At 70.5% G+C, this 24843-nt stretch carries 23 protein-coding genes, 1 pseudogene and 1 riboswitch; of the genes and pseudogenes, 12 read left to right on the top strand and 12 right to left on the bottom strand.

Going from position 1 to position 24843, the window contains the following annotated elements; all coding sequences use genetic code 11:
* Positions 1–5 precede the first annotated feature (5 nt).
* Positions 6–1886 (top strand): ABC transporter ATP-binding protein, encoded by a 1881-nt coding sequence (locus WBK31_RS38490; RefSeq protein ID WP_364063356.1) that lies wholly within the window; start codon positions 6–8, stop codon positions 1884–1886.
* Here WBK31_RS38490 and WBK31_RS38495 read toward each other — a convergent pair.
* Complete coding sequence (locus WBK31_RS38495) at positions 1847–3262, bottom strand: DHA2 family efflux MFS transporter permease subunit (RefSeq protein ID WP_364063353.1); 1416 nt, start codon at positions 3260–3262, stop codon at positions 1847–1849. The genes WBK31_RS38490 and WBK31_RS38495 overlap by 40 nt on opposite strands.
* A 71-nt stretch (positions 3263–3333) precedes the next feature.
* On the opposite strand from WBK31_RS38495, the gene WBK31_RS38500 reads away from it, so the two are divergent.
* Both WBK31_RS38500 and WBK31_RS38505 read left to right on the top strand, forming a co-directional pair.
* Positions 3334–3987 (top strand): TetR family transcriptional regulator, encoded by a 654-nt coding sequence (locus tag WBK31_RS38500; RefSeq protein ID WP_364064729.1) that lies wholly within the window; start codon positions 3334–3336, stop codon positions 3985–3987.
* Between the two features lie 10 nt (positions 3988–3997).
* Positions 3998–4744 carry a methylenetetrahydrofolate reductase gene (locus WBK31_RS38505; RefSeq protein WP_378785529.1) on the top strand — a complete coding sequence of 249 codons (747 nt, stop codon included), beginning with the start codon at positions 3998–4000 and terminating at the stop codon, positions 4742–4744.
* Here WBK31_RS38505 and WBK31_RS38510 read toward each other — a convergent pair.
* The 7 genes from WBK31_RS38510 to purS all read right to left on the bottom strand — a co-directional run bounded on the left by WBK31_RS38510 (position 4705) and on the right by purS (position 13030).
* Entirely contained in the window at positions 4705–6174 is a 1470-nt protein-coding gene (locus WBK31_RS38510; RefSeq protein WP_406673999.1) for an MFS transporter, read from the bottom strand. The two genes, WBK31_RS38505 and WBK31_RS38510, sit on opposite strands and share 40 nt — an antisense overlap.
* A gap of 40 nt (positions 6175–6214) precedes the next feature.
* On the bottom strand, positions 6215–6877 hold the full coding sequence (locus WBK31_RS38515) for a Crp/Fnr family transcriptional regulator (RefSeq protein WP_364063344.1): 663 nt from the start codon (positions 6875–6877) through the stop codon (positions 6215–6217).
* 45 nt (positions 6878–6922) lie between these two features.
* On the bottom strand, positions 6923–8947 hold the full coding sequence (locus WBK31_RS38520; protein WP_378785524.1) for an adenylate/guanylate cyclase domain-containing protein: 2025 nt from the start codon (positions 8945–8947) through the stop codon (positions 6923–6925).
* A gap of 165 nt (positions 8948–9112) precedes the next feature.
* Positions 9113–11362 carry a phosphoribosylformylglycinamidine synthase subunit PurL gene (gene purL / locus WBK31_RS38525; RefSeq protein ID WP_378785522.1) on the bottom strand — a complete coding sequence of 750 codons (2250 nt, stop codon included), beginning with the start codon at positions 11360–11362 and terminating at the stop codon, positions 9113–9115.
* Positions 11359–12039, bottom strand: a complete 681-nt coding sequence (gene purQ, locus WBK31_RS38530; protein WP_364063335.1) for a phosphoribosylformylglycinamidine synthase subunit PurQ — start codon at positions 12037–12039, stop codon at positions 11359–11361. Before purQ ends, purL begins: the two co-directional genes overlap by 4 nt.
* Positions 12040–12173: 134 nt before the next feature.
* On the bottom strand, positions 12174–12563 hold the full coding sequence (locus WBK31_RS38535) for an ATP-binding protein (RefSeq protein WP_364063332.1): 390 nt from the start codon (positions 12561–12563) through the stop codon (positions 12174–12176).
* A 221-nt stretch (positions 12564–12784) separates the two neighbouring features.
* Positions 12785–13030 (bottom strand): phosphoribosylformylglycinamidine synthase subunit PurS, encoded by a 246-nt coding sequence (purS, locus tag WBK31_RS38540; protein WP_364063329.1) that lies wholly within the window; start codon positions 13028–13030, stop codon positions 12785–12787.
* Positions 13031–13256: 226 nt separating this feature from the next.
* Here purS and pdhA point away from each other — a divergent pair, with 226 nt between their 5' ends.
* The 4 genes from pdhA (at position 13257) to WBK31_RS38560 (ending at position 17251) form a co-directional block, all read left to right on the top strand.
* On the top strand, positions 13257–14348 hold the full coding sequence (pdhA, locus tag WBK31_RS38545) for a pyruvate dehydrogenase (acetyl-transferring) E1 component subunit alpha (RefSeq protein ID WP_364063326.1): 1092 nt from the start codon (positions 13257–13259) through the stop codon (positions 14346–14348).
* Positions 14349–14390: 42 nt separating this feature from the next.
* A complete protein-coding gene (locus WBK31_RS38550) occupies positions 14391–15371 on the top strand; it encodes an alpha-ketoacid dehydrogenase subunit beta (protein ID WP_364063323.1) in 981 nt (326 codons plus the stop codon).
* 10 nt (positions 15372–15381) lie between these two features.
* Complete coding sequence (locus tag WBK31_RS38555; RefSeq protein ID WP_406674000.1) at positions 15382–16842, top strand: dihydrolipoamide acetyltransferase family protein; 1461 nt, start codon at positions 15382–15384, stop codon at positions 16840–16842.
* 115 nt (positions 16843–16957) lie between these two features.
* Positions 16958–17251: a Dabb family protein gene (locus tag WBK31_RS38560; RefSeq protein WP_364063317.1), complete on the top strand. Its 294-nt coding sequence runs from the start codon at positions 16958–16960 to the stop codon at positions 17249–17251.
* Positions 17252–17267: 16 nt separating this feature from the next.
* On the opposite strand, the gene WBK31_RS38565 is transcribed toward WBK31_RS38560, so the two are convergent.
* Positions 17268–17531 (bottom strand): hypothetical protein, encoded by a 264-nt coding sequence (locus WBK31_RS38565; protein WP_406674001.1) that lies wholly within the window; start codon positions 17529–17531, stop codon positions 17268–17270.
* Positions 17532–17678: 147 nt separating this feature from the next.
* Positions 17679–19484: an acyl-CoA dehydrogenase gene (locus WBK31_RS38570; protein WP_364063311.1), complete on the bottom strand. Its 1806-nt coding sequence runs from the start codon at positions 19482–19484 to the stop codon at positions 17679–17681.
* Positions 19485–19586: 102 nt separating this feature from the next.
* On the opposite strand from WBK31_RS38570, the gene WBK31_RS38575 reads away from it, so the two are divergent.
* From WBK31_RS38575 to WBK31_RS38585, 3 genes are all read left to right on the top strand, one after another.
* Positions 19587–20384 (top strand): class I SAM-dependent methyltransferase, encoded by a 798-nt coding sequence (locus tag WBK31_RS38575; RefSeq protein WP_406674002.1) that lies wholly within the window; start codon positions 19587–19589, stop codon positions 20382–20384.
* 23 nt (positions 20385–20407) lie between these two features.
* Positions 20408–20470, top strand: a riboswitch (guanidine-III (ykkC-III) riboswitch).
* Positions 20471–20504: 34 nt separating this feature from the next.
* Positions 20505–20819 (top strand): multidrug efflux SMR transporter, encoded by a 315-nt coding sequence (locus tag WBK31_RS38580; RefSeq protein WP_364063305.1) that lies wholly within the window; start codon positions 20505–20507, stop codon positions 20817–20819.
* Positions 20820–20851: 32 nt separating this feature from the next.
* Positions 20852–21241 carry a VOC family protein gene (locus WBK31_RS38585; RefSeq protein WP_364063302.1) on the top strand — a complete coding sequence of 130 codons (390 nt, stop codon included), beginning with the start codon at positions 20852–20854 and terminating at the stop codon, positions 21239–21241.
* A 4-nt stretch (positions 21242–21245) separates the two neighbouring features.
* Here WBK31_RS38585 and WBK31_RS38590 read toward each other — a convergent pair whose 3' ends face one another.
* On the bottom strand, positions 21246–21698 hold the full coding sequence (locus WBK31_RS38590) for a hypothetical protein (protein ID WP_378785514.1): 453 nt from the start codon (positions 21696–21698) through the stop codon (positions 21246–21248).
* Positions 21699–21774: 76 nt separating this feature from the next.
* Between WBK31_RS38590 and WBK31_RS38595 the strand changes: the two are divergent.
* Together WBK31_RS38595 and WBK31_RS38600 are read left to right on the top strand one after the other, a co-directional pair.
* Positions 21775–22191 (top strand): annotated as a pseudogene (locus WBK31_RS38595) (GNAT family N-acetyltransferase); the annotation flags it as partial.
* Between the two features lie 60 nt (positions 22192–22251).
* Positions 22252–22704, top strand: coding sequence for a GNAT family N-acetyltransferase (locus WBK31_RS38600; RefSeq protein ID WP_364064726.1), 453 nt, complete (start codon positions 22252–22254; stop codon positions 22702–22704).
* On the opposite strand, the gene WBK31_RS38605 is transcribed toward WBK31_RS38600, so the two are convergent.
* Positions 22691–24700 (bottom strand): molybdopterin-dependent oxidoreductase, encoded by a 2010-nt coding sequence (locus tag WBK31_RS38605; RefSeq protein WP_364063296.1) that lies wholly within the window; start codon positions 24698–24700, stop codon positions 22691–22693. The two genes, WBK31_RS38600 and WBK31_RS38605, sit on opposite strands and share 14 nt — an antisense overlap.
* Between the last annotated feature and the right edge of the window lie 143 nt (positions 24701–24843).

Here is a 24843-nt window from a genome sequence, read left to right on the forward strand (position 1 = left end):
ATGCCATGAGCATGGAGATGACGGCCTGGCACCAGCTGTACTCGATGAACAACCGGCCGGAGCGTCGCAAGCTGTCGCGGGCGACGCTCCGGCGCATCGCGGCCTTCGCCCGGCCGCATCGGGCGAAGATCACGTGGTTCGTGCTGCTCAGCATCGTGCTCGCGGGCCTCGCCGTGGGCTCCCCGCTGCTCGCGGGCCGGGTGGTGGACGCCATCTTCCAGGGCGAGCCGCTCGGCGTGGTGGTCGTGGTGTCGCTGGCGATCGCCGGGATCGCGATCGCGGAGGCCGGTCTCGGGCTGCTGAACCGGTGGCTGTCGGCGGGGCTCGGCGAGGATCTCATCCTCGACCTGCGTACGGCCGTCTTCGATCACGTACAGAAGATGCCGATCGCGTTCTTCACCAGGACCCGCACCGGTGCCCTGGTGAGCCGGCTGAACAACGACGTGATCGGCGCGCAGCGGGCCTTCACCGACACGCTCTCCAGCGTGGTGGGCAACCTCGTCACGCTCGTGCTGACGCTGATCGCGATGATCGGCATCTCGTGGCAGATCACGCTGCTCGCGCTGCTGCTCCTGCCGGTGTTCATCCTGCCGGCGCGGCGGATGGGCGGCAGGATCGCCCGGCTGCGGCGCGAGGCGGCCGACCACAACGCGGCCATGGGCAACCAGATGACCGAGCGCTTCTCCGCGCCGGGCGCGACGCTGGTCAAGCTGTTCGGCCGGCCCGCGCACGAGTCGGCCGAGTTCGCCCGCAGGGCTCGCAGGGTGCGCGACATCGGCGTGCGCACCGCCATGACGCAGACCACGTTCGTCACCGCGCTCACCCTGGTCTCCGCGCTCGCCCTGGCGCTGGTGTACGGCCTGGGCGGCTTCTACGCCCTGCGCGGCCAGCTCGCCCCCGGTGCTCTGGTGTCGATGGCCATGCTCCTCACCCGCCTGTACGCCCCGCTGACCGCGCTGGCCAACGCCCGCGTGGACGTCATGAGCGCGGTCGTCAGCTTCGAGCGCGTCTTCGAGGTGCTCGACCTCAAGCCGCTCATCCAGGAGCGGCCGGGCGCCCGCGAGGTGCCCGAGGGCCCGGTCTCGGTGGAGTTCGAGGACGTGCGCTTCTCCTATCCCTCGGCCGACAAGGTCTCGCTTGCCTCGCTTGAGGAGGTGGCCGTGCTCGACACGCGCGGCGGCGAAGAGGTGCTGCACGGGGTGTCGTTCCGCGCCGAACCCGGGCAGATGGTGGCCCTGGTCGGCTCATCGGGGGCGGGCAAGTCCACGATCGCCCAGCTTCTCCCGCGCCTGTACGACGTGGACTCGGGCGCGGTGCGGATCGGCGGCGTGGACGTACGCGACCTGACCGCCGACTCCATCCGCGACACGCTCGGCATGGTCACCCAGGACGGCCACCTGTTCCACGACACCATCCGCGCCAACCTGCTGCTGGCCAGGCCGGAGGCGAGCGAGGAGGAGCTGTGGGACGCGCTCACCCGCGCCCGCCTCGCCCAGCTCATCAGGTCGCTGCCGGACGGGCTGGACACGGTGGTGGGCGAGCGCGGCTACCGGCTGTCGGGCGGCGAGCGGCAGCGGCTCACGATCGCCCGGCTGCTGCTGGCCAGGCCGCGCGTGGTGATCCTGGACGAGGCGACGGCCGCGCTGGACTCGACGTCGGAGGCGGCGGTGCAGGCGGTGCTCGGCGAGGCGCTCGAGGGCAGGACCGCCGTGGTGATCGCGCATCGGCTGTCCACGGTGCGGGCGGCCGACCTGATCCTGGTGATCGAGGACGGGCGGGTGGTCGAGCGCGGCACGCACGCCGAGCTGCTGGCGGCGGGCGGCCGCTACGAGGAGCTGTACCGCACTCAGTTCGAGGACCCGACGGCCACGGGGGCCGCCGCCTGAGCGTCGCCGGTGGCGGACCGGTCGCGCCGCAGCGCGTAGAGCGCGATCGGTACACCGGTCAGCACCACCACGGCCGCGATGACCAGCGTGAACCGGTAGCCGTCGAGGAAGGCGGCGACCGGCGGCAGTCCGCTCGCGCCCTGCCTGGCGTTCAGGATCGCGCCGAGCACGGTGATGCCGAGCAGCCCGAAGACCTGGCGGAAGACGTTGAGCGCGCCGGAGGCGATGCCGGCGCGCTCGCCGGGCATGCCGTCGAGGATGGCGGCCGTCAGGGGGACGAGCAGGCCGCCGCCGAGGCCGTACAGGATGAACCAGGGGGCCACGTCGGCGTAGCCGGCGCCCGCGCCGACGCGGGAGAGCATGAAGATCGCGACCGCCATGAACGTCATGCCGAGCGCGACCGTGCGCGCGACGCCGAAGCGCGCCGCGATCCGCTGTGACAGCACCGACAGCACGCCCATCACCACCGCCATCGGCACGAACGACGCGCCCGCGGCGGTGGGGGAGAAGCCGAGCACGTTCTGCAGCCACAGGGCGCTGAAGAAGTAGACGCCGAACACGCCGAACGTCCAGACGCCGGTGATGAGCAGGCCGCCGGAGAACACCCGCGAGCGGAACAGCGACATCACGATCATCGGCTCGGCCGCCCGCCGCTCGGCCAGGAGGAACGCCGCCGACGCGAGCACGGCCAGGCCGAGGCAGGCCAGGATCGGGGCCGAAGTCCAGCCGGCGCTTTCGCCCTCGATGAGCGCGTACGTCAAAGCGAACAGCGCGAGTGCGGAGGTGACCAGGCCGGGCAGGTCGAGGCTGTGCCGCACCCGGTCACCGGCCGGCGCGATCGCCCACAGCGCGAGCGCGGCCGTCACCACGCCGATGGGCACGTTGATCAGGTAGATCCAGCTCCAGTGCAGGTGCTCGCTGATGAATCCGCCCGCGGCGGGCCCGATCGCCATGGACAGCGGCATCGCCGCGCCCCAGATGCCCACCGCCTTGGCGCGCTCGCCGGGGTCGGTGAAGGTCTGCCGGATCAGCGTGAGCGTGGCCGGCGCGAGCAGGGCCGCGCCGGCGCCCTGCGCGGCGCGGGCGGCGATGAGCATTCCGCCGGAGACGGCGAGCCCGGCCACCAGCGAGGCCAGCGTGAAGATCGCCAGCCCGGTGAGGAAGACCCGGCGGGCGCCGAGCACGTCCGCGAGCCGCCCGCCGGCCAGCATGAGCCCGGCGAACACCAGGACGTACGAGCTCACGATCCATTCGAGCCCCGAGATCGTCAGCTCTAAGTCCCGCTGGATGGTGGGCAACGCGACGTTGCCCACGTTGTTGTCCAGGAAGGTCATGAAGCCGCCCAGCGTCACGGCGGCCAGCGCCCACCACTTCACGATAAATCCTCCTATACACCGTACTTGTACGGCGTATAGGTAACTTGTACGCCGTATAGTTGTCAACCGTGATGGGAAAGCTGACCGCGCAGGCGATCGCGGAGCGGGCGCTGCAGATCGGCGACGCCGAGGGCATCGAGGCCGTGACCATCCGGCGCCTCGCCGCCGACCTGGGCGTCACCCCGATGGCCCTCTACTGGCACTACAAGAACAAAGAGCAGCTGCTCATCGGCATGGCCGACCACCTGATCGGCGGCTTCGCCCCCAAGGAGGCCGACGAGCGGCCCTGGCAGGAGCAGCTCCGCGAGCTCATCCTCGGCCTGGTCAGGACCCTGCGCTCCTACCCGTGCGCGAAGACCATCCTGGAGCAGATCGACCCCATCACGGTGCCGAGCTTCCTGACCGTCTGGGAGGCGGCGCTGCGGCTGACCCGGCTGGCCGGCTTCGGCGTCGAGGAGAGCTGCCTCATCACCAAATACCTGCTGGACTCGGCCATCTCCTTCGCCGGCGCGCCCGTGCGCCACCGCGCGGGCCGCACGCCAGAAGAGGTGGAGGAGATCGGCAGGACCAAGCGGGCCGGGCTGCAGGCGCTGAACGCCGACGCCTACCCCCACCTGGTCGAGATGGCCCACCTCCTGGTGACCCCGCTCGACGCCCGCCTGTACGACACCTTCGGCGTCGACCTCGTCATCAGCGGCATAGAGGCGCTGGCGGCCAGACGTTAGAGTCCCGATCATGGCCTTCGAGCTGATCTGTGAGATCGAACCGCCGACCCGCCCCGATCTGAAGCACGTCAGGCATCAGATCGGCACGCTGAGCACGATCGCCCACGCCTTCCTCATCCCCGACAACCACATCGGCCGCGCCACCGTCTCCAGCGTGGCCGTGGCGCACGAGGTCGAGGCGATGGGCGGGCGCGGCATCGCCTGCCTCAACTCGCGCGACCGCAACCTCCTCGGGTTCCGCCGCGACCTGCTGACGGCCGCCGCGTACGGCGTCGAGCGCTTCCTGTTCGTCTACGGCGACAAGCCCGCGAGCGGCAACCGTACGAGCGATCTCACCGTGCGCTCGATGATCGAGGAGGCGCGGGAGTTCTCGCCCGGCTTCCAGGTGGGCGCGGCGGCGGCGCTGCGCCCGCTGCCGGCCTGGAAGCGCACAGCCGACTTCCTGTTCTCGCAGGTCAGCTTCTCGGTGGAGGCCCAGCTCCGCTGGCGCGATGAGCACCCCGTCGATCTGCCGGTCTACGCGGGCGTGATGGTGCTGGCCAGCGAGCGGCACGCCCGCACCCTGGCCGCCGCCATCCCCGAGATCGCCATCCCCGACGAGCTTGTGAGCGCGGTGGCGGCCGACCGGATGGCGGGGGTCGAGGCCGCGTGCGAGCAGGTGCTGGCGCTGCGCGAGAGCGGGGCGTTCGCCGGGGTGCACCTTATCCCGGTCGCCCGCTACCGCGAGGTGGAGGCGCGGCTGGCCGCCGCGCTCTGAGGCCGCGCCAGGGCGGCGAGCACGGCCCCCGCCAGGGCCACGGCGGCCAGCACCGCGTACGCCCGCTGGAAGCCGTCCATGAGCTGCCCCACGGCCACCGGCGAGAGCGCCGACAGCGTGCCCGCGTACACCTGGGCGCGCAGCTCGGGCCCCACCGACGAGGTCAGCACGCTGAGCGACAGGCCGACGCTGAGCACGATGCCGACGTTCATCACCATCACCCGCAGCCCGTTCACCACGCCCAGGCTGCCGGCCGGCAGCTCGCTCATCACCTGGGTGGTGTTGCCGGTCAGGAACGTTCCGCTGCCGCAGCCGGCCACGAACAGCCCGATCCCGATCACCCAGTACGGCGTGCGCGCGCCGGCCGTCAGCACCAGCGTGCCGAGGCCCGCCGTGCTCAGCAGCGCGCCGCCGACGGACAGCGCGTACGGCGACACCTTCCGCCCCAGCATGCCCACGATCGGCGAGGCCAGCCCGATCCCCACCGGCACGGGCAGCACGCTCAGCCCCGCCTCGAACGCGTCCACGCCCCGCGCCGCCTGGAAGTACAGCGCGACGACCAGGATCAGCGCCGAGCGGGCCAGCGCGTTGCAGAACGAGGCCAGGTTCGCGCACGCCAGCAGCCGCCCGCCGAACAGCCGCAGGTCGAGCACCGGGTTCTCCGACCGCCGCGCGGCCCACACGATCAGCGGCACCAGCACGGCGAACGCCGCCGCCCCCGCGAGCACGACCGGGCTGGAGACACCCCGCGAGCCCGCCTCCGACAGCGCCAGCAGCAGTGCCGACAACGCGGCGAACACCAGCACGTTGCCCAGCGCGTCCACCGGCTGCCTGGGCCGCCGGGGCATCCTGCGCAGGACCGCCGCGCCGACGCCGAGCGCGAGCAGCCCGGCGGGCACGTTCACCCAGAAGATCCACTGCCAGCCGGCCGTCTCCGCGATGAGGCCGCCTACGGTCGGCCCGGCGAGCTGAGCGACCGACATCGTGCCGATGTAGACGCCCATGCCCTGGCTGAGCCGCTCGGGCGGGAACGCGTCGGTGATGATCACCGTGCCGTTCGCCAGGATCATGGCCGCGCCGACCGCCTGTAACACGCGCATCGCGATGAGGAAGCCCACGGACGGCGACAGCCCGGCGAGCAGCGAGGCCAGCGTGAACAGCGCGAACCCCGTCAGGTAGACCTCGCGCCTGCCCAGCAGGTCGGCCACCCGGCCGAAGAACACCAGGCTCGCGGTGTTGACCAGCAGGAACGACAGCAGGATCCAGCCGGACTCCAGCGGGCCCGCCTGGAAGTGCCGCACGACGGCGGGCAGCGCCACGTTCAGCGTGCTGCCCGCGATGCCGATGAGGACCAGGCCCAGGCTGGTGACCGCGCAGACCCGCCAGGCGTAGCGCATGCGGGTGGCGTCGGGTGAGGTGACCGCGACCATGATTTCCACTATGACGTACGTCGTACGTCGTGGAATGTCATCATCTGGCGCGCTTGCGCAGACCCTCCAGGTCGTGGATGACCACCCGCCGCCTGCCGGTCTCGATCAGCCCCCGGTCGCGCAGCGCGCGCAGCGCCTTGCTGACGGCCTCGCGGGAGGCGCCGGTCCAGCCGGCCAGCTCGTCCTGCGAGAGCGGCAGCGCCACCCGCACGCCCTCGGCGGTCTTCTCGCCGTACCGCTCGGCCAGCTCGATCAGCCGGGTGGCGACCCTGCCGGTGGTGTCGAAGGCGCCGTACTCGATGCGCTTTCTGTCGGAGTCGCGCAGCTTGGCGCTGATCTGCTGCATGAGCAGCACCGCGACGCGGCCGTGGGACTCCAGGAACGAGACGAAGTCGCGGACGACGATGCCGGAGATCGGTTCGAGCGCGGTGACCGTGGTCGAGCGGGGCGAGCCGTCGATGGCCGACAGTTCCCCGATGAGCGCGCCTGGGCCGCGCACGGCCAGCACCACCTCCGTGCCGGCGCTGGTGTGCGACGAGCACTTCACCCGGCCGTCCAGCAGCACGAGGACCCAGTCGGACGTGTCGCCCTCGGTCATGATCGTCGTGCCGCGATCCCACCGCCGCTGGCGGCCGGCCGCTTTGAGCGACGCGACCTCCTCGTCGGTCAGCAGGGTGAGGAATTCGCCAGGTTCGGGGGCCATGCGCCGATTATGGCGGCAAGCGGACCCCGCATCTATGTCGATCTTCTAGTCGAGGCCCTTCAGCACGTACGCGGTCACCGGCTCTTCCTTGCCCTTCAGGCTGAGCGCGCCCAAAGAGTTCACCGAGACGTCATCTCCGAGCTGCCGGTACGTCGCCTCGCCGATCACCACCGTGCCGGGCTCGGCGATCGCCTGCAGCCGGGCCGCCACGTTCACGCAGTCGCCCATCGCGTTGAAGCCGCGCAGCTCGGGGCTGCCGATGTTGCCCACCAGCGCGGGCCCGGTGTTGACGCCCACCCGGAACGTCGGCCACTCCACGCCGTCGGAGCGCTGCCAGGCCATCTCCTCGGCCACCTCGGCGGCGGCCCGCTGCATCTCCAGCGCCGCCTTGCAGGCCGCCCGCGCGTGCCCCGGCTGCGTGGCCGGCGCGTTGAACAGCGCGAGCAGCGCGTCTCCCACGAACTGCACGATCGTGCCGCCGTTGCGGAGAATGCAGGGCACGGCGACCGTGTGGTAGCGGTTGAGCATGTCGACGATCTCGCCCGGAGTCACCTTCTCCGAGAACGTCGTGAAGCCCTTGAGGTCGGCGAAGAGCGCGGTCAGCTCCTTCACCTCGCCGCCCAGCTCCGCCTGCGCCGGGTCGGCGAGCAGCGCATGCGCCACGTCCGGCGACATGTACTGGTGGAACAGCGTGTGCAGCTCACGGTAGAGCCGGGCGTTCTCCAGCGAGATCGACAGCTGCCCGGCCAGGGTCGCGGCCAGCGCCTCGTCCTGGCTGGTACGCCCGATCGGCACCTCCAGCACGCCCGCCAGGTGGCCCTTGACGGTCAGCGGGAAGGCCAGCAGCCCGTCGCGCCTGATCGGGTCGTCGCCCGCGAACACGTACTCGCGCGAGCCGATCTGCGTCTTGCCGTCGGACACCAGCGCGATCTTCACATCACCGTACGCCTGCCGCACCCGCTCGAGCGAGGCCGTCAGCAGCTCGTCCTCGGGCAGACCGACCCGCGTCTTGACGCTCACGTCCACCAGCGCCGACAGCCGCTCCGACAGCTCGCGCTCCTCCGCCAGCGCCCGCCCGGCCCGGTCGAGCACGGCGGCCTGGCCCTCGTTGAGCCGGAACTTGCCCGACAGCCGGGCCGCCGCCAGCGGCTCGCCCTTGCGCACGTGCTCGACCAGCTCCTCCAGCGCCTGGTCGTAGTCGCGCCTGATGCGGGCCACGGTCTCCGACAGCGCCACCGAGTCGAACAGCCCCGCGCTCGACCCCTCGCGCCGGAACTGCAGGTAGGCGCTGTAGGCCACGAACCCGAACGCCAGCGTCAGCAGCAGGTGCCACTCCCACCACGACAGGTGCCAGTTGAGCTGCGACATCCCGGCCACCATCGACTCGGCGAGCAGCGCGTACGCGGTGATCAGGCTGACCAGCATCGCCGACGGGCGCCGCCGGTGCAGCAGGAACATCATCACCGCCGAGGCCGAGTACAGCAGCAGGCCCGGCACCGACCCCCACGTCAGCCAGCCGATCGGCGAGACCTCGGGCGGCTCGCTCACCGCGGTCAGGCCGGGCACCAGCGACACCACGCCCCACAGCGCCATGACGCCGAGCAGCGCGCCCCGGACGAAGTGCTGCCACGACAGCACTGCCGCAGCGACCCGCTCGCCCAGCGGCAGCGCGGAGACGAACGCGAACACCGCCGCGATCGACAGCCCGAGCTGCTGTCCCGCGTCGAAGCCGACCGAGCCGGCCGGCAGGATCACCTTGGGGGTGGCCAGGCCGTGCAGGAAGAAGAAGCCGGCGTTGGTGATGAACACCATGGACACCAGGAACAGCCGGGCGTCGCTGCGCCGCCGCGACGCCTCGCTGATGAGCACTCCGAGCACGAGGTTGACGCCGGCGATCAGGATGATCAGCCAGAAGTGGCTCGGGTTGTGCTGCCACGGGATGTTGAGGTGGTCGTTGGCCAGCAGCAGCCAGAGGCCGAGCATGGGCAGCGCCAGGTGGATGCCCCAGACCACGCCGCGTACGGGCTGGGTGGCCGGTGGGAGGTACGGCGTGGGACCAGGGGTTGACACAGACCGATTATCCACGCGGGCCCGCTGCCGTGACTGCGTCGTTTTACTCACCCGGGCGCGGTCGAAAAGCACCGGGTACGTGAAGCCGGGCACGTGAAGGGCCGGCACGGATATCCGTACCGGCCCTTCGAAAAGCGTCTTCGTGCGGCGTCGGTTCTGGCCGGGTCAGCCGAACAGCGCGGGAAGCGTCGCGGTGTGCGTCTCCCGCAGCTCCTCGACCGGCACCTCGAACACGTCCTTGACGACCAGCGACGAGCCGCCGGTCTCGCCGAGCCCGTAGCAGGGCACGTCGTGCCGGCCGCACAGGGAGGCCAGCTCGTCGTACGCCTCGGGCCGCACCACGACCAGCGCCCGCGCCGCCGACTCGCTGAACAGGTCGGTGAACGGGTCGCCGGTCAGCTCGACGGTCGCGCCGATGCCCTTGGCCAGGCACGACTCGGCGAGCGCGATGGCCAGACCGCCGTCGGACAGGTCGTGGGAGCCTTCGAGCAGCCCGCGCCGCGCCGCCTCGACCAGCACGGTGCCGAGCGCCTCCTCGGCCTCCAGGTCGGCCTGCGGCGGCAGCCCGCCCAGGTGGCCGTGGACCACGTGGGCCCACTCCGAGCCGCCGAACTCCTCGCGGGTGTCGCCCAGCAGCACGACCCGCAGCCCCTCCGCGACGAACCCGGTGGGCACCCGCTTGGCGACGTCGTCGATGACGCCGAGCACGCCCACCACCGGCGTCGGGTGGATGGCGGTCGAGCCGGTCTGGTTGTAGAAGGAGACGTTGCCGCCGGTCACCGGCACGCCCAGGGTCTTGCAGGCGTCGGCGAGCCCGCGCACGGCCTCGGCGAACTGCCACATGACCTCGGGGTCCTCGGGAGAGCCGAAGTTGAGGCAGTTGGTGACGGCGAGCGGCTTCGCGCCGGTGACGGCGACGTTGCGGTACGCCTCGGCCAGCGCGAGCTGCGCCCCCGCGTACGGGTCGAGCTTGGCATAGCGGCCGTTGCCGTCGGTGGACAGCGCGATGCCCCGGGTGGTCGGCTCGGCGCCCGCGATGGCCTCGGAGATGCGCAGCATGCCCGCGTCGGCCGGCTGGGCCAGCACGGTGTTGGAGCGCACGTAGCGGTCGTACTGGTCGGTCACCCACGCCTTGGACGCCAGGTTCGGCGAGCCGAGGAGCTGCAGCAGCGTGTGCCGCAGGTCGGTCGGGCGCGGGAGCCGGTCGGGGGTGTCGGCGTTGAGCGCCGCCTGCCCCGCGGGCTCGTGGAACGGCCGCTCGTAGACCGGCCCGTCGTCGGCCGCCGTGCCCGGCGGGATGTCGACGATGACCTCGCCGTTCCAGGTCATGACGAGCCTGCCGGTGTCGGTGACCTCGCCGATGACGGTGGCCGGGACGTCCCACTTGGCGCAGATCGCCATGAACGCCGGGATGTCGTCGGGCCGGACCACGGCCATCATGCGCTCCTGCGACTCGCTCATGAGGATCTCCTCGGGCCTGAGCGAAGGGTCGCGGAGCGGGACGAGGTTGAGGTCGACGGTCATGCCGCCGGTGCCCTTGGCGGCCAGCTCGGTGGTGGCGCAGGAGACGCCGGCCGCGCCGAGGTCCTGGATGCCGACCACGACGTCGGCGGCGTACAGCTCCAGGCAGCACTCGATGAGCAGCTTCTCCATGAACGGGTCGCCGACCTGCACGGCGGGCCGCTTGGCCTGCGACTCGTCCTCGAACGTGGCGCTGGCCAGCACCGACGCGCCGCCGATGCCGTCGGGGCCGGTGGCCGCGCCGAACAGCACGACCTTGTTGCCCGGCCCGGGGGCGGTGGCGAGTTTGATCTGGTCCTTACGGAGCAGGCCCACGCACAGCGCGTTGACCAGCGGGTTGCCGATGTAGCAGGGGTCGAAGGCGACCTCGCCGCCGATGTTGGGCAGCCCGAGGCAGTTGCCGTAGCTGCTGATGCCCTCGACCACGCCGGGCAGCACCCGCCGGGTGTCGGGGGCGTCGGCGCCGCCGAAGCGCAGCGCGTCCATGACCGCGATCGGGCGCGCGCCCATCGACATGATGTCGCGCACGATGCCGCCGACGCCGGTGGCCGCGCCCTGGTGCGGCTCGACGTAGGACGGGTGATTGTGCGACTCGATCTTGAACGTGGCCGCCCAGCCGTCGCCGATGTCGACCACGCCGGCGTTCTCACCCATGCCCACCAGCAGCGCGTCGGACTTCGGCGCCTTGGTGGCGAACTGCTTGAGATGGACCTTGGACGACTTGTACGAGCAGTGCTCGGACCACATGACGCTGTAGATGGCCAGCTCCGAGCCGGTGGGGCGGCGGCCCAGGATCTCTTTGACCCGGTCGTACTCGTCCTGCTTCATGCCCAGCTCGGCGAAGGGCATCGGCTCGTCGGGGGTCTGCGCCGCGCGCTGCACGGTGTCAGTCATGCGTTCACCAGGTTCTTCAGGATGGAGGTGAAGATGCCGAGGCCGTCGGTGCTCGGGGCGCCGACCAGCTCCTCGACGGCGTGCTCGGGGTGCGGCATGAGCCCGACGATGTTGCCGGCCTCGTTGCGGATGCCGGCGATGTCGTTGAGCGAGCCGTTGGGGTTGCCGATGTAGCGGAAGACCACGTGCCCGCCCGACTCCAGCGCGGCCAGCGTGTCGTCGGAGGCGACGTAGCGGCCCTCGCCGTGCTTGATCGGCAGCACGATCTCCTGGCCCTGCGCGAAGTTGTTGGTCCACGCCGTCTCGGTCTGCTCGACCCTGAGCCGCTGGTCACGGCAGACGTAGTGGAGCGAGGCGTTGCGGGTGAGCGCGCCGGGCAGCAGGTGCGCCTCGCAGAGGATCTGGAAGCCGTTGCAGGTGCCGATGACCGGCAGGCCCGCCTTGGCGGCGGGCACCAGCTCGTCCATGATCGGCGCGAACCGGGAGATGGCGCCGCAGCGCAGGTAGTCGCCGTAGGAGAAGCCGCCGGGCAGGAAGACCGCGTCGACTCCCTTCAGGTCGTGGTCGGCGTGCCACAGCGGGACCGCCTCCGCGCCCACGAGGCGCACGGCTCTGGCTGCGTCCTGATCGTCGAGAGTGCCGGGAAACGTGACAACGCCCACACGGGCAGCGCTCATGACAGTCGTCCCCTCCGGAGGAATGCGCACGCCACCGTCCCATCGGGGCGGTTCGGCGGTATCACCAGGTTATCGGGTGCGCTCCGGTGGTCGGCATCGGCTCGGACGCGGGACGTACGCGCAGGTGGAGCGGGTCACACGGCGGCGAGCTCCCGGGGACGCGCCTCGGCGTCGTCGTCGTCCCAGGAGAGGTTCTTGCGCAGGTGGACCGTGGTGCCACGGCCCGGCGTGACGCCGAACGAGATCTCATCGACGACCGAACGCATGATCAGCAGGCCGCGGCCGTTCTCGGTGTCGGGAGGAGGGAAGTGCGGAGGCATCGTCGGCACCCCGTCACCGTTGTCGGCCACGCGTACGTCGCAGTGGCCGGCACCGATCGCCGCCGTCACCTCGTAGCGGTTGGCCGGCCCTCCGTGCCGGACCGCGTTGGAGCACGCCTCGGAGACGGCGAGCAGCATGTCGGCGATGCACGTCTCGCTCACGTTGAGTGAACGCATGGCGTCGCCTAGCACTCGCCTGACCATCGGTATGCCGATCGCATCCCGAGGCAGTGCCAACGAGAACTCAATATCCACCGGACTCCTCCGGGCTCCGGAATGTCACCTGGAGTAGGTTTCCCTGAGAAAACGGGGCTAACCGCAAAATCACGTTGTTGTTATTTACTGTTGGCAAGCCCGTGGGATTGTGGCACGCCCGAACCCGGCTTTAACCACCCCAGGGGAAATCCAGCCCCCAAATGTGCCTTCTACCCCTCAACCCGGACGACGTAGTCCTCGATCACGGTGTTGGCGAGCAACGTCTCAGCCATCTTGCGCACTTCGGCGAGCGCCGCCTCGTCGGCCGGGCCTTCGATCTCCAGCTCGAAGCGCTTGCCCTGGCGGACGGCGGAGACGCCGGAGAAGCCGAGCCTGGGCAGCGCCCTGGCGATCGCCTGGCCCTGCGGATCGAGGATCTCGGGCTTCAGCATGACGTCCACGATGACGCGGGCCACTGCGTTCCTCCTGGGAGCGGTGGGTGGATGGGAAGCACAGCCTACCGGCGCGTGTGCCTGCCGACACAACGGGAACGGGGAGGACAAGGGGCTTGCGCGCAGGGCTGTGATGTCTGCCACGATGGCCCCAAAAGCGTACGAACCTCCACCTCCCGGTTCGGCGCTACGAAGGCTGGCCTAAGGTGGCAACCCCACCCCGGACCGGCCCCGACCACAGGAGTGGCACGTGACACAAGACGCCTCTCGTGGTGCTGACGCACCTCCTGAGCTCGTCCAGTTGCTCACCCCCGAGGGAGAGCGGGTCGAGCATCCCGACTACGACATCGATCTGACCTCCGAGGAGGTCCGGTCGCTCTACCGCGACCTGGTGCTGGTCCGGCGCATCGACCTGGAGGCCGTCGCCCTGCAACGCCAGGGCGAGCTCGGCATCTGGGCCTCGCTGCTCGGCCAGGAGGCCGCGCAGATCGGTTCGGGGCGCGCGCTGACCGACTCCGACATGGCCTTCCCCACCTACCGTGAGCACGGCGTGGCCTGGTGCCGCGGCGTCGACCCGGTGAAGCTGCTCGGCCTGTTCAGAGGGGTCAACCACGGCGGGTGGGACCCCAAGGAGCACAACTTCCACCTCTACACGATCGTCATCGGCAGCCAGACCCTCCACGCGGTCGGCTACGCCATGGGCATCCAGCGCGACGACGCCAGCGCCGCCACCATGGTCTACTTCGGCGACGGCGCCACCTCCCAGGGCGACGTCAACGAGTCGTTCATCTGGGCGAGCGTGTTCAACGCGCCGATCGTCTTCTTCTGCCAGAACAACCAGTGGGCCATCTCCGAGCCGCTGGAGAAGCAGACCCGCATCCCCCTCTACCGGCGGGCATCCGGCTTCGGCTTCCCCGGCGTCCGGGTGGACGGCAACGACGTCTTCGCCTGCCTCGCCGTGACGCGCAAGGCGCTGGAGGCGGCGCGTACCGGCCAGGGTCCGACGCTGATCGAGGCGTTCACCTACCGGATGGGCGCCCACACCACCACCGACGACCCCACCCGCTACCGGGTCGCCAGCGAGCTGGAGGCGTGGAAGCTCAAGGACCCGATCGAGCGGGTCAAGTCGTACCTGTTCAAGACCGAGCAGGCCGACCAGGCGTTCTTCGACTCGGTCGAGGCCGAGGCCGACCAGCTCGGCGCCGACCTGCGCAGGCGGTGCCTGGCCATGCCCGACCCCGAGCCGCTGGCCATCTTCGACCACGTCTACAGCGAGCCCCACGCCCTGATCGACCAGGAGCGCGCCCAGTTCGCCGCGTACTTGGAGGGGTTCCGTGACTGAGCGAGGCGAACTGGGCGGCCGGTTCTGGGCGAAGGAGGCGTCGTGACCGTACTCAGCCTGTCCAAGGCGCTCAACGAGGGCATGCGCAAGGCCATGGAGGACGATCCCAAGGTCCTCATCATGGGCGAGGACGTCGGCAAGCTGGGCGGCGTGTTCCGGGTCACCGACGGGCTGCAGAAGGACTTCGGCGAAGACCGTGTCATCGACACCCCGCTCGCCGAGTCCGGCATCATCGGCACCGCGATCGGCCTGGCGCTGCGCGGCTACCGGCCGGTGTGCGAGATCCAGTTCGACGGGTTCGTCTTCCCCGCCGCCGACCAGATCATCACCCAGCTCGCCAAGATGCCGATGCGCTCGCTCGGCGCGATCAAGCTGCCCGTCGTCGTCCGCATCCCCTGCGGCGGCGGCATCGGCGCGGTCGAGCACCACAGCGAGTCGCCCGAGGCGTACTTCACGCACACCGCAGGGCTGCGCGTGGTGGCCTGCTCCAACCCCGCCGACGCGTACACGATGATCCAGCAGGCCATCCGCAGCGACGACCCGGTGATCTTCTTCGAGCCCAAGCGGCGCTACTGGGAGAAGGCCGAGATCGACACCTCCTCCACCGACTGGTGGCCGCCGCTGCACGCCGCCAGGGTCGTACGCCCCGGCTCCGACGCGACGCTGCTGGCCTACGGCCCCATGGTGAAGACCTGCCTGGAGGCCGCCGCTGCGGCCGAGGACGACGGGCGCTCGCTGGAGGTCATCGACCTGCGCTCGCTCAACCCGCTGGACGAGCCGGTCGTCATGGAGTCGGCGCGGCGTACCGGCCGGGTCGTGGTCGTGCACGAGGCGCCCGTCAACAGCGGCTTCGGCGCCGAGCTGGCCGCCAGGATCACCGAGCAGTGCTTCTACCACCTGGAGTCGCCCGTGCTGCGCGTCGGCGGCTTCTCGACCCCCTATCCGCCCTCGAAGCTGGAGGAGCACTACCTGCCCGACCTGGACCGCGTGCTCGACGCCGTCGACCGGACCTTCGGGTACTGAGGGGGTTGCGATGCGACGCGAGTTCAAGCTGCCCGACGTCGGCGAGGGCCTGACGGAGGCGGAGATCGTCCGCTGGCACGTCAAGCCCGGCGACGAGGTCAAGGTCAACCAGATCGTGGTGGAGATCGAGACGGCGAAGTCCATCGTCGAGCTGCCGATCCCCTGGGACGGCGTGGTGGCCGGGCTCATGGCGGGCGAGGGCGAGACGGTCGACGTGGGCGTCCCGATCATCGCGGTGGACACCGCGGGCGAGGACGGGGCACCCGCGGCGGCTCCCGAGGCGCCTGCCGACGACATGGTGCCGCAGCCGCCCGCCGAGGGCGCGGTGGAGCCGGGCGTGCACGGCAGCCCCGCACCCAAGGAGGAGCGCCAGGCGGTCCTGGTCGGCTACGGCGTGAAGACCGGCGCGACCAAGCGCCGCCCGCGCAAGCAGGCCGCGCCGGGCCGGCCCACGAACCCGCTGGCCAACCCGGACCGCGTGGGCCTGGACGCCCCGCTCTCCAGCCCGCCGCCGCCCACCGCGACCAGGCCGCCCGCCCCCGCACCCGCCCCTGCGCCCGCTCCCGCCGCAGGTCCCGCTGCGGCTCCCGGTCAGGCGCGGCCGCTGGCCAAGCCCCCCGTACGCAAGCTCGCCAAGGACCTCGGCGTCGATCTCGCCACGGTGACGGGCACGGGCACCCAGGGCACGATCACCCGCGAGGACGTCCAGGCCGCGGCGGCACGGGCGCAGCAGCGGCAGCAGCCGGTCGCGGCGGTGAGGGCCCCCCAGGAGCGCGAGGAACGCATCCCGATCAAGGGCGTGCGCAAGATGACCGCCCAGGCCATGGTGACCAGCGCCTTCACCGCCCCGCACGCCACCGAGTTCCTCCAGGTGGACATGACGGCCACCATGGACGCCGTGCGCCGCCTGCGCGAGCTGCCGGAGTTCGCGCAGGTCAAGGTGTCGCCGCTGCTGCTGGTGGCCAGGGCGGTGCTGACGGCGATCGGCAGGCACCCGATGATCAACTCGTCGTGGGACGAGGACGCCCAGGAGATCGTGGTCAAGCACTACGTGAACCTGGGGATCGCCGCCGCCACCCCGCGCGGCCTGGTGGTGCCGAACGTCAAGGACGCGCACGAGCTGTCGCTGCCCGAGCTGGCCGCGCGGCTCGCGGAGCTGACGGAGACGGCCAGGGCGGGCCGCACGCAGCCCGCGGAGATGGCGGGCGGCACGTTCACGATCACGAACGTCGGCGTCTTCGGCGTCGACGGCGGCACCCCGATCATCAACCCCGGCGAGGCCGCGATCCTCGCCTTCGGCCAGGTCAGGGACATGCCGTGGGTGGTGGACGGCGCGCTGGCGGTGCGCAAGGTGGCGACGCTGTCGCTGTCGTTCGACCACCGCATCGTGGACGGTGAGCTGGGCTCGCTGTTCCTGCGCGACGTGGGCGCGATGCTGGAGGACCCCATCAGGATGCTCGCCTGGAGCTGACACCGGTACGACGGCCGCCGGGAGGACCCCTCTCCCGGCGACCGCCGTACGGCGGGGACACCCGCACCCACCGACCTCAGAGTCGCCTGAGGCCCCTCCAGATACAGTGGCTTTCATGATTCGCCACATCGTGCTGTTCACCTGGAGCGACGACGCGATCGACGAGCAGAAGGCCGCGGTGCCCGAGGCTCTGAAGACGCTGCCGGGCCTGATCCCGGAGATCAAGTCGTACACGTACGGCCGGGACGCCGGCATCAACCAGGGCAACTACGACTTCGCGATAGTGGCGGACTTCGACAGCACCGACGACTACCTCGTCTACCGCGACCACCCCGAGCACCAGGCGATCATCGCCGGGCACATCAAGCCGATCGTGGCCTCGCGCGCCGCCGTCCAGCTCAGCCTCTGAGCGGCCTCCGGGGGTCTCAGACCTCCGGCGGGTGGTTCTCGCGGTGCATCAGCTGGCCTTCGGACGTGCTGCCCCGGCGAGGGGCCAGCACGATGCTCAGCACGATCCCGGCGCCGCCGACGATCATGAAAATGAGGCCGATGACGTCCATGTGCACGCTCTGGCCGAAGACGTCGGGCTCGATCGCGAACCTCAGGATGGCGCCAAGCGTGAGGAAGAAGATGCTTACCCCGACACCCATGACGACCTCCAGGGAAAAGACGCGTACCGCCACGGTCATACCCGGGTAAGGCACAGCGCACCCGTCGATATCACGCCAGAGGTGACAGAGAGCGCCCGGCCCTGCCCGCGCTCAGCCGGGCGACGAGTGCCACCGCTCCTGGCTGCGCCCGCGCAGGACACAGCCAGGAGACGGGGATGAAGGGGGTCAGAAGGCGGCCTCGGGCAGCTCCATCAGCTCCTGGCCGGTGGAGTCGAGGCTGCGGCGCTCGGCGGCCAGGCGGGGCAGCACGGTCTTGGCGAAGAACGAGGCCGCGGCGACCTTGCCGAGGTAGAACGGGTCCTCGCCGCCGGACAGCTTCTCCAGCGCGACCTCCGCCTGGCGCTGCAGCAGCCAGCCGATGATGAGGTCGCCGAGCGCGAGCAGGAACCTGGTCGTGTTCAGGCCGACCTTGTAGACCTCCTCGGGCTTCTCCAGCGAGGCGAGCGCCCAGCCCGCCATCGTGTCGCCCATGGCCTTGACCTCGGCGGCGGCCTCGGCGAGCAGCTTGCGCTCCTCCTTCAGCCGGCCGTTGCCCGCCTCGGAGGCGGCGAACTCGTTGATCTCGGCGAGCAGCTTGCCGATGGCCGAGCCCTGGTTGCGCAGGATCTTCCTGAAGAACAGGTCCTGGCCCTGGATGGCGGTGGTGCCCTCGTACAGGGTGTCGATCTTGGCGTCGCGGATGTACTGCTCGATCGGGTAGTCCTGGAGGTAGCCCGAGCCGCCCAGGGTCTGCAGCGAGCGGGCGAGCAGCTCGTACGACCGCTCGGACCCCACGCCCTTGACCACCGGCAGCAGCAGGTCGTTCATCTCGTCGGCGTGCCGGTCTTCCGGGTCGATGAGCAGGGCGTCCTGGAAGGTCGCGGTGTAGAGCACCAGCGCGCGCATGCCCTCCACGTACGCCTTCTGCAGCATCAGCTCGCGCCGCACGTCGGGGTGGTGGGTGATGGTGACCCTGGGGGCGCTCTTGTCGGCGCTCTTGGTCAGGTCGGCGCCCTGCACGCGGGCCTTGGCGTACTCCAGGGCGTTGAGATAGCCGGTGGACAGCGTGGCGATGGCCTTGGTGCCGACCATCATGCGGGCGTGCTCGATGACCATGAACATCTGCTTGATGCCCTCGTGCACCTCGCCCACCAGCCAGCCGACCGCCGGGTGCTTGTCGCCGAAGGTCAGCTCGCAGGTCGTGGAGACCTTCAGGCCCATCTTCTTCTCGACGTTGGTGACGTAGACGCCGTTGCGCTCGCCCAGCTTCCCGGTCTCGAGGTCCACGTGGTACTTCGGCACCAGGAACATCGACAGGCCCTTGGTGCCGGGGCCGTGGCCCTCGGGGCGGGCCAGCACGAGGTGGAAGATGTTCTCCGCCATGTCGTGCTCGGCGCTGGTGATGAAGCGCTTGACGCCCTCGATGTGCCAGGTGCCGTCAGGCTGCCTGATCGCCTTCGTACGGCCCGCGCCCACGTCGGAGCCGGCGTCGGGCTCGGTCAGCACCATCGTGGCGCCCCAGTTGCGCTCGATGGCCAGCTCGGCGAAGCGCTTCTGCTCGGGGGTGCCGAGCCGCCACAGCGTGTACGCGAAGTTCGGCCCGGCCGCGTACATGTAGAGCGCCGGGTTGGCGCCGAGCACCATCTCCGCGGTGGCCCAGGCGACGCTGCGCGGCAGGCCGGGTCCGCCCAGGTCGGCGGGCAGGTCGAGGTTCGCCCAGCCGCCGTCGACCAGCGCCTTGTACGACTTCTTGAAACCCTCGGGGAGCTTCACGGAGCCGGTGGCCGCGTCGAACACGGGCGGGTTCCTGTCGCCCTCTTCAAAGGAGTCGGCGAGCACGCCGGTCGCCAGGCGGTTCATCTCGTCGAGCACGGAGCGTACGACGTCCTCGTCGATCTCCGCGAAGGGCCCGGTGCCGAGGATCTCGCCTCTCCCGAAGACCTCGAAGAGGTTGAATTCCAGGTCACGCACGTTGCTCTTGTAGTGGCCCATGGGCGTCGATCTCCTTGAACCGAGGCTGCTGTACTGGTCAGTAACCTTACTCTGCAATGCTACCCACGGGTAACCCACGGCATGCATGGCATGCTCGTCTCCATGGACGCCGAAGAACTCGCCGCGCGCTGGCGAGAGCGACTCGAATCCTGGGCGATTCCGGATGAGATCCTGGCCAAGGCCGTCGCGGACCCGTGGAGCCATTCGCCGGAGAGGTTCGGCACCCGTACGGACCGGGCGCTGGCCGAGCCCGACGACGGCCCCACCATGACCCGGCTGTCGGAGGCGCTGCCCGACAAGGGCACGCTGCTCGACGTGGGTTCGGGGCCCGGCGCGTCGTCGCTGCCGCTGCACGAGCGCATCGGCCACCTCTACGCCGTCGACACCTCCGCCTCCATGCTCCAGGGGCTGACGGCCAGGGCGGAGAAGCTGGGCGTGCCGGTCACCACGGTCGAGGGGCGCTGGCCCGACGTCGCCGATCAGGTGCCGGTCGCCGACGCCACCATCTGCGCGCACGTTGTCTACAACGTCCCCGACCTGGCGCCCTTCCTGCGCGCGCTCGACGAGCACACCAAGGGGCGGGTGGTGATCGAGCTGCCGCACCGCCACCCCATGAGCTGGATGACCCCGCTGTGGCAGCATTTCCACGGCGTCGACCGGCCGGTGCGGCCCATCGCGGAGGACTGCGTGGCGCTGGCGGCCGCCATGGGCTTCCCCGTCCAGGTGGAGGAGCGGGAGTCCCCCCTGGAACGCTTCAACTCCCTGGAGGAGCTGGCCCAGAGCGTCTGCCGCCGGGTGTGCCTCGACCCGTCGCGGGCCGAGGAGGTCGCCGAGACGGTCCTCGAGCTGGGCATGTGGCCCCTGCCGCGGGACCGGTGGGTCACCATCTGGTGGGAATGATCGCACGCGGGGCCACGTTGCCCTGAGTGAGCCGACGAGGCTCCCGGACGAGACGCGCCGTACCCGGTACGCCAAGACGACGCACCCGAGTCAGTCATCGTCATCGAGGGAGCAACCATCATGGCGTGGATCGTCCTGGTACTGGCCGGCCTGTTCGAGGTCGCCATGGCCCTGTCGCTCAAACTCAGCAACGGTTTCAGCAACCTGTGGTGGACGCTGTCGTTCGCCGTCACCGCCGTGCTGAGCTTCGGGCTGCTGTCGTACGCGCTGAAAAGCCTGGAAGTGGGCACCGCGTACGCCGTGTGGACCGGCGTCGGCGCGGCCGGCACGGCCATCCTCGGCATGATCGCCATGGGCGATCAGGTGTCGCCGGCCCGGCTGATCTGCATCGCCCTGATTCTGGCGGGCGTCATCGGGCTGCGAACACTGGCTTGACGCCTTTGATGGTGTCGTGCTGGGCTGTCTCCATGATCGAGATTCACGCCGTCACCTTTGACGCGGCCGACCCGTACGAGATCGCGAGCTGGTGGAGCAAGGTCACCGGGCTGCCCTTGGGGGAGGGCGACAAGCCGGGCGACGACGCGGTGATGCTGCGCACGAAGCAGGACCCCTACCTGCTGTTCATCAGGGTGCCCGAGGGCAAGACGGTGAAGAACCGGCTGCACCTCGACGTCAACGCCACCGAGGGCAGGACCCGTGACCAGGAGGTCGAGCGGCTGATCGGGCTGGGGGCGACCGTCTACCAGGATCTGCGCAATCCCGACGGCACCGGGTGGGTCACCATGCTCGACCCCGAGGGCAACGAGTTCTGTGTGTGCAGGTCACCGCAGGAGCGGGCCGCTTCCGCGGCCGGATGAGGGTCTAGTGCGCTGATCGCGCCCGTCCCCGCAGGCAGAGCGTCGCGACGCCGGCGATGAGGTAGACGAGCACGCCGTTCCACAGCGCGTCCCAGCCGGCGCCGAAGACCCCCTCGCCGTCCAGCACGAGCTGCACGGGGTAGTCGAGCACGGCCATGATGCCGGCGGGCAGGAGCGCGAACTTCCACGGGTGCCGCAGCGACCAGTGCCTGGCCTGCCGGGTGACCCGGTCGCCCTCCTCGGGCTTGGACACCGCGCCGATGGCGGCGACCAGCGAGAACAGCGCGATGCCGAGACCCAGCGCCCACGACAGGTCGCCGCCGTCGCCGATGACCGCGTCCCAGAGCAGGCCGACGGCGGCCACCGCGCCGCCGGTGATGGCGGCGGTCTTCCATGGCGCGCCGCGCAGCGCGGCGGCCGAGAGCGAGACCTCGTCTCGTCGGGTTATTTCGTTCATGTCAGCCATGCTGCCGTTCGTACCTGCCGAGAGGCATCGGGGGCGGACCCTGAGCTGTCCCTGACATGATGTCGCCATGACGGACATCCCGCTTGTTCCCCTCGGGCCCGGTGACGAAGATCGGTTGCGCGATGTGCGGCTGCGCGCGCTGCAGGACACGCCCGACGCGTTCGGCTCCTCGTACGCCAGAGAGGTCGAGTTCACCCCGCAGAAGTGGGCGGAGCGGCTGGCCAACCCCGACAGCCGCTACTGGGTGGCCACATCCGGCGGCCAGGACGTCGGCCTGGTCTGCGTGCTGCTCGAAGACGAGGGCAGGCACGCCCACCTGCTGTCCATGTGGGTCGCCCCCGAGGCCAGAAGGAAGGGCGTCGCCTCCCGGCTGGTGGACGCCGCCGTGGAGTGGGCAAGGAGCACCGGGGCCGAGGAGATGGGCCTGTGGGTCGTGGACACCAACCACGCCGCCCGCGCCCTGTACGCCGCCAAGGGCTTCACCCCGAGCGGCAGGACCATGGCCCTGCCGTCCAACCCGTCGCTCATGGAGTCCCACTACGTGATGTCGCTCATCTTCCGCCCCGCGCGCAGGGACGACGTGCCCGCCATCGTCGCCATGCTGGCCGACGACCCGCTCGGCGCGCAGCGCGAGGGCGACCCCGGCGACGAGCGCTACCTCGCCGCCTTCGAGCGCATCGACGCCAACCCCTACGACGAACTGATCGTGGCCGAGCGCGAGGGCAAGGTCGTGGGCACCATGCAGCTCACCTACCTCGCCGGTCTGTCCCGCCTGGGCGCGGAGCGCTGCCAGATCGAGGCGGTCAGGGTCGCCGCCGCGGCGCGCGGCCAGGGCCTCGGCCGCAAGATGATCACCTGGGCGATCGACCGGGCCAGAGCGCGCGGCTGCGCGCTGGTGCAGCTCACCTCCGACAAGACGCGTACGGACGCGCACCGCTTCTACGCCTCGCTCGGCTTCACCGACTCCCACGTCGGCTACAAGCTCAAGCTGGACTGATCTCCACCAGGTTGTCGTGGAAGCCCGCGCCGCGCCCCATGTCGGCGTCCCGCTCGGCCACGACGGCGTTGGGATTGGCGCCGCCGGGGCTGAGCTTGGGCCAGCGGCCCTTCGTCGAGGCGACCACGCCGGCCGACACCCGGTCGCTGATCTCCACGTCCGCGAGGAACTCGCCGCCGTCGTTGTGCACGCGCACCCGCTGGCCGTCCTTCAGCCCCCGCGCCTCGGCGTCGGCCCGGTTGACCAGCACCACCGGATCCTTGGCCCGCCGCCGCAGCTCCGGGTTGTTGCCGAAGGTCGTGTTGAGGAACGTGTGCGAGGCCGGCGTCACCAGCCGCAGCCGGTACGGCGAGCCGTCCGCCGCGACGGTCGTGTGCGGCGGCACGTACGCCTCGCCCTTCCTCGGAAAGCGCATGCGGCCCGACCGCGTCGGGAAGCCGTCGGCGAACGGTATGAAGGGCTTGGGGTAGTTCATCCGCACCCAGCCCTCCTTGCGGAGCCTGTCGAGCGTGATGCCCTCAAGCGAGGGATGCCCGCTGTTCAGTAGCTGCTCGGCCAGCTCCAAGTCCGAGTCGTACAGCGACGGCTCGGTCATCCCCATGTGCGCCGCCAGCCGCCGGAACGTCTCCGTCGTCGACAGGCACTCGCCGGGCGGCTGCACCGCCTGCTCGTTCCACACCAGGTACATGTGCCCGTAGCCGGCGTGCAGGTCGTGGTGCTCGGTCTGCATGGTCGCGGGCAGCACGATGTCGGCGTAGTCCACCGTGTCGGTGGGGAAGTGCTCCATGACGACCGTGAACAGGTCCTCGCGCATGAGGCGCCGCCTGATCGCGTTCGAGTCGGGGGAGGAGCCCACCGGATTGGCCGCGTACACCCACAGGCACTTCACCGACTCGTCGAGCTGCGAGGCCAGCTTCGTCATCACCAGCGTGCGCACCGGGCCTGGCAGCAGGTCCTCGCGGGTGTCGATGTTGAGGTGCACGTGATCGCTGGTCGAGAAGGCCATGCCGCCGCCCTGGTAGCGCCAGTCGCCGGTCACCGAGGGGACGGCGGAGATCGTCCGCAGCGCCGTGCCGCCGCCCTTGTGCCGCTGCAGCCCGTGCGTGGCGCGCAGCCCGGTCGGGCGCGTGTGCGCCAGCCTCATCCCCAGCCTGTGGATGTCCTCGGCCGCAATGCCGGTGATCTCCGCCACCTTCTCGACCGGGTGGGCCAGGATCTCCTCGCGGAACTCCGCCCAGCCCTCGGTGTGGGCCTCCAGGTACTCGTCGTCCTGGGCGTTCTCGGCCAGCACGACGTTGAGCAGGCCGAGCGCCAGCGCCGCGTCCGTGCCCGGCCTGATCGGCAGCCACTCGTCCGCCTGGTCGGCCGTCCTGGTGCGGATCGGGTCGATCGCCACCACGTACGCGCCGTCCGCGCGCGCCTGCTGGATGAACTTCCACAGGTGGTGGCCGCTGGTCAGCGTGTTCGTGCCCCACAGCAGGATGAGCTTCGAGTGCGCGAAGTCCTCGGGGTCCATGCCGGCCGCGGTGCCGTTCGTCCGGCGCAGGCCGCTGTTACCGGCCCCCGAGCAGATGTTCAGCCAGTGCTTGGACGCGCCCAGCATGTTCCAGAACCGCCGGCCCGCCACGCCCTCGCAGCCCTGGATGTAGCCGAGCGTGCCCGTGCCGAGGTACGGCCAGATGGCCTCGCCGCCGTACTCGTCCACGATGGCGCGCAGCCGCGTGGAGATCTCGTCGAGCGCCTCGTCCCACGTGATCCGCTCGAACCGCCCCGAGCCCTTAGGCCCGACACGCCGCAGCGGATAGAGGATGCGATCGGCGGCCCGGGTCTGCTCGAGGTAACGGTTGACCTTCACGCACAGCGCGCCCCTGGTGTAGGGCTGATCCGGGTTGCCGCGCAACGTGACGGCGCGGCCGTCCTCCACTCCGACCACCCACGAGCAGGTGTCCGGGCAGTCAAGCGGACAGGCCCCCAATACTCTCAATGCACCCGACATGCGACACAGCCTATGTCGCCACGTACACAGGAATTCAAAGGTGAACCGGGGGAAGGGCAGCGTGTAGCCTGCCCCCTGCGACGACTGCGGGGGGACGGTCGGGCACAGTGAAGGCCTCGAGATCGTACAGTCCGCCACGGGAA

It is taken from the genome of Nonomuraea sp. N2-4H, assembly GCF_045291505.1.
GTDB classification, from domain to species: domain Bacteria; phylum Actinomycetota; class Actinomycetes; order Streptosporangiales; family Streptosporangiaceae; genus Nonomuraea; species Nonomuraea fastidiosa.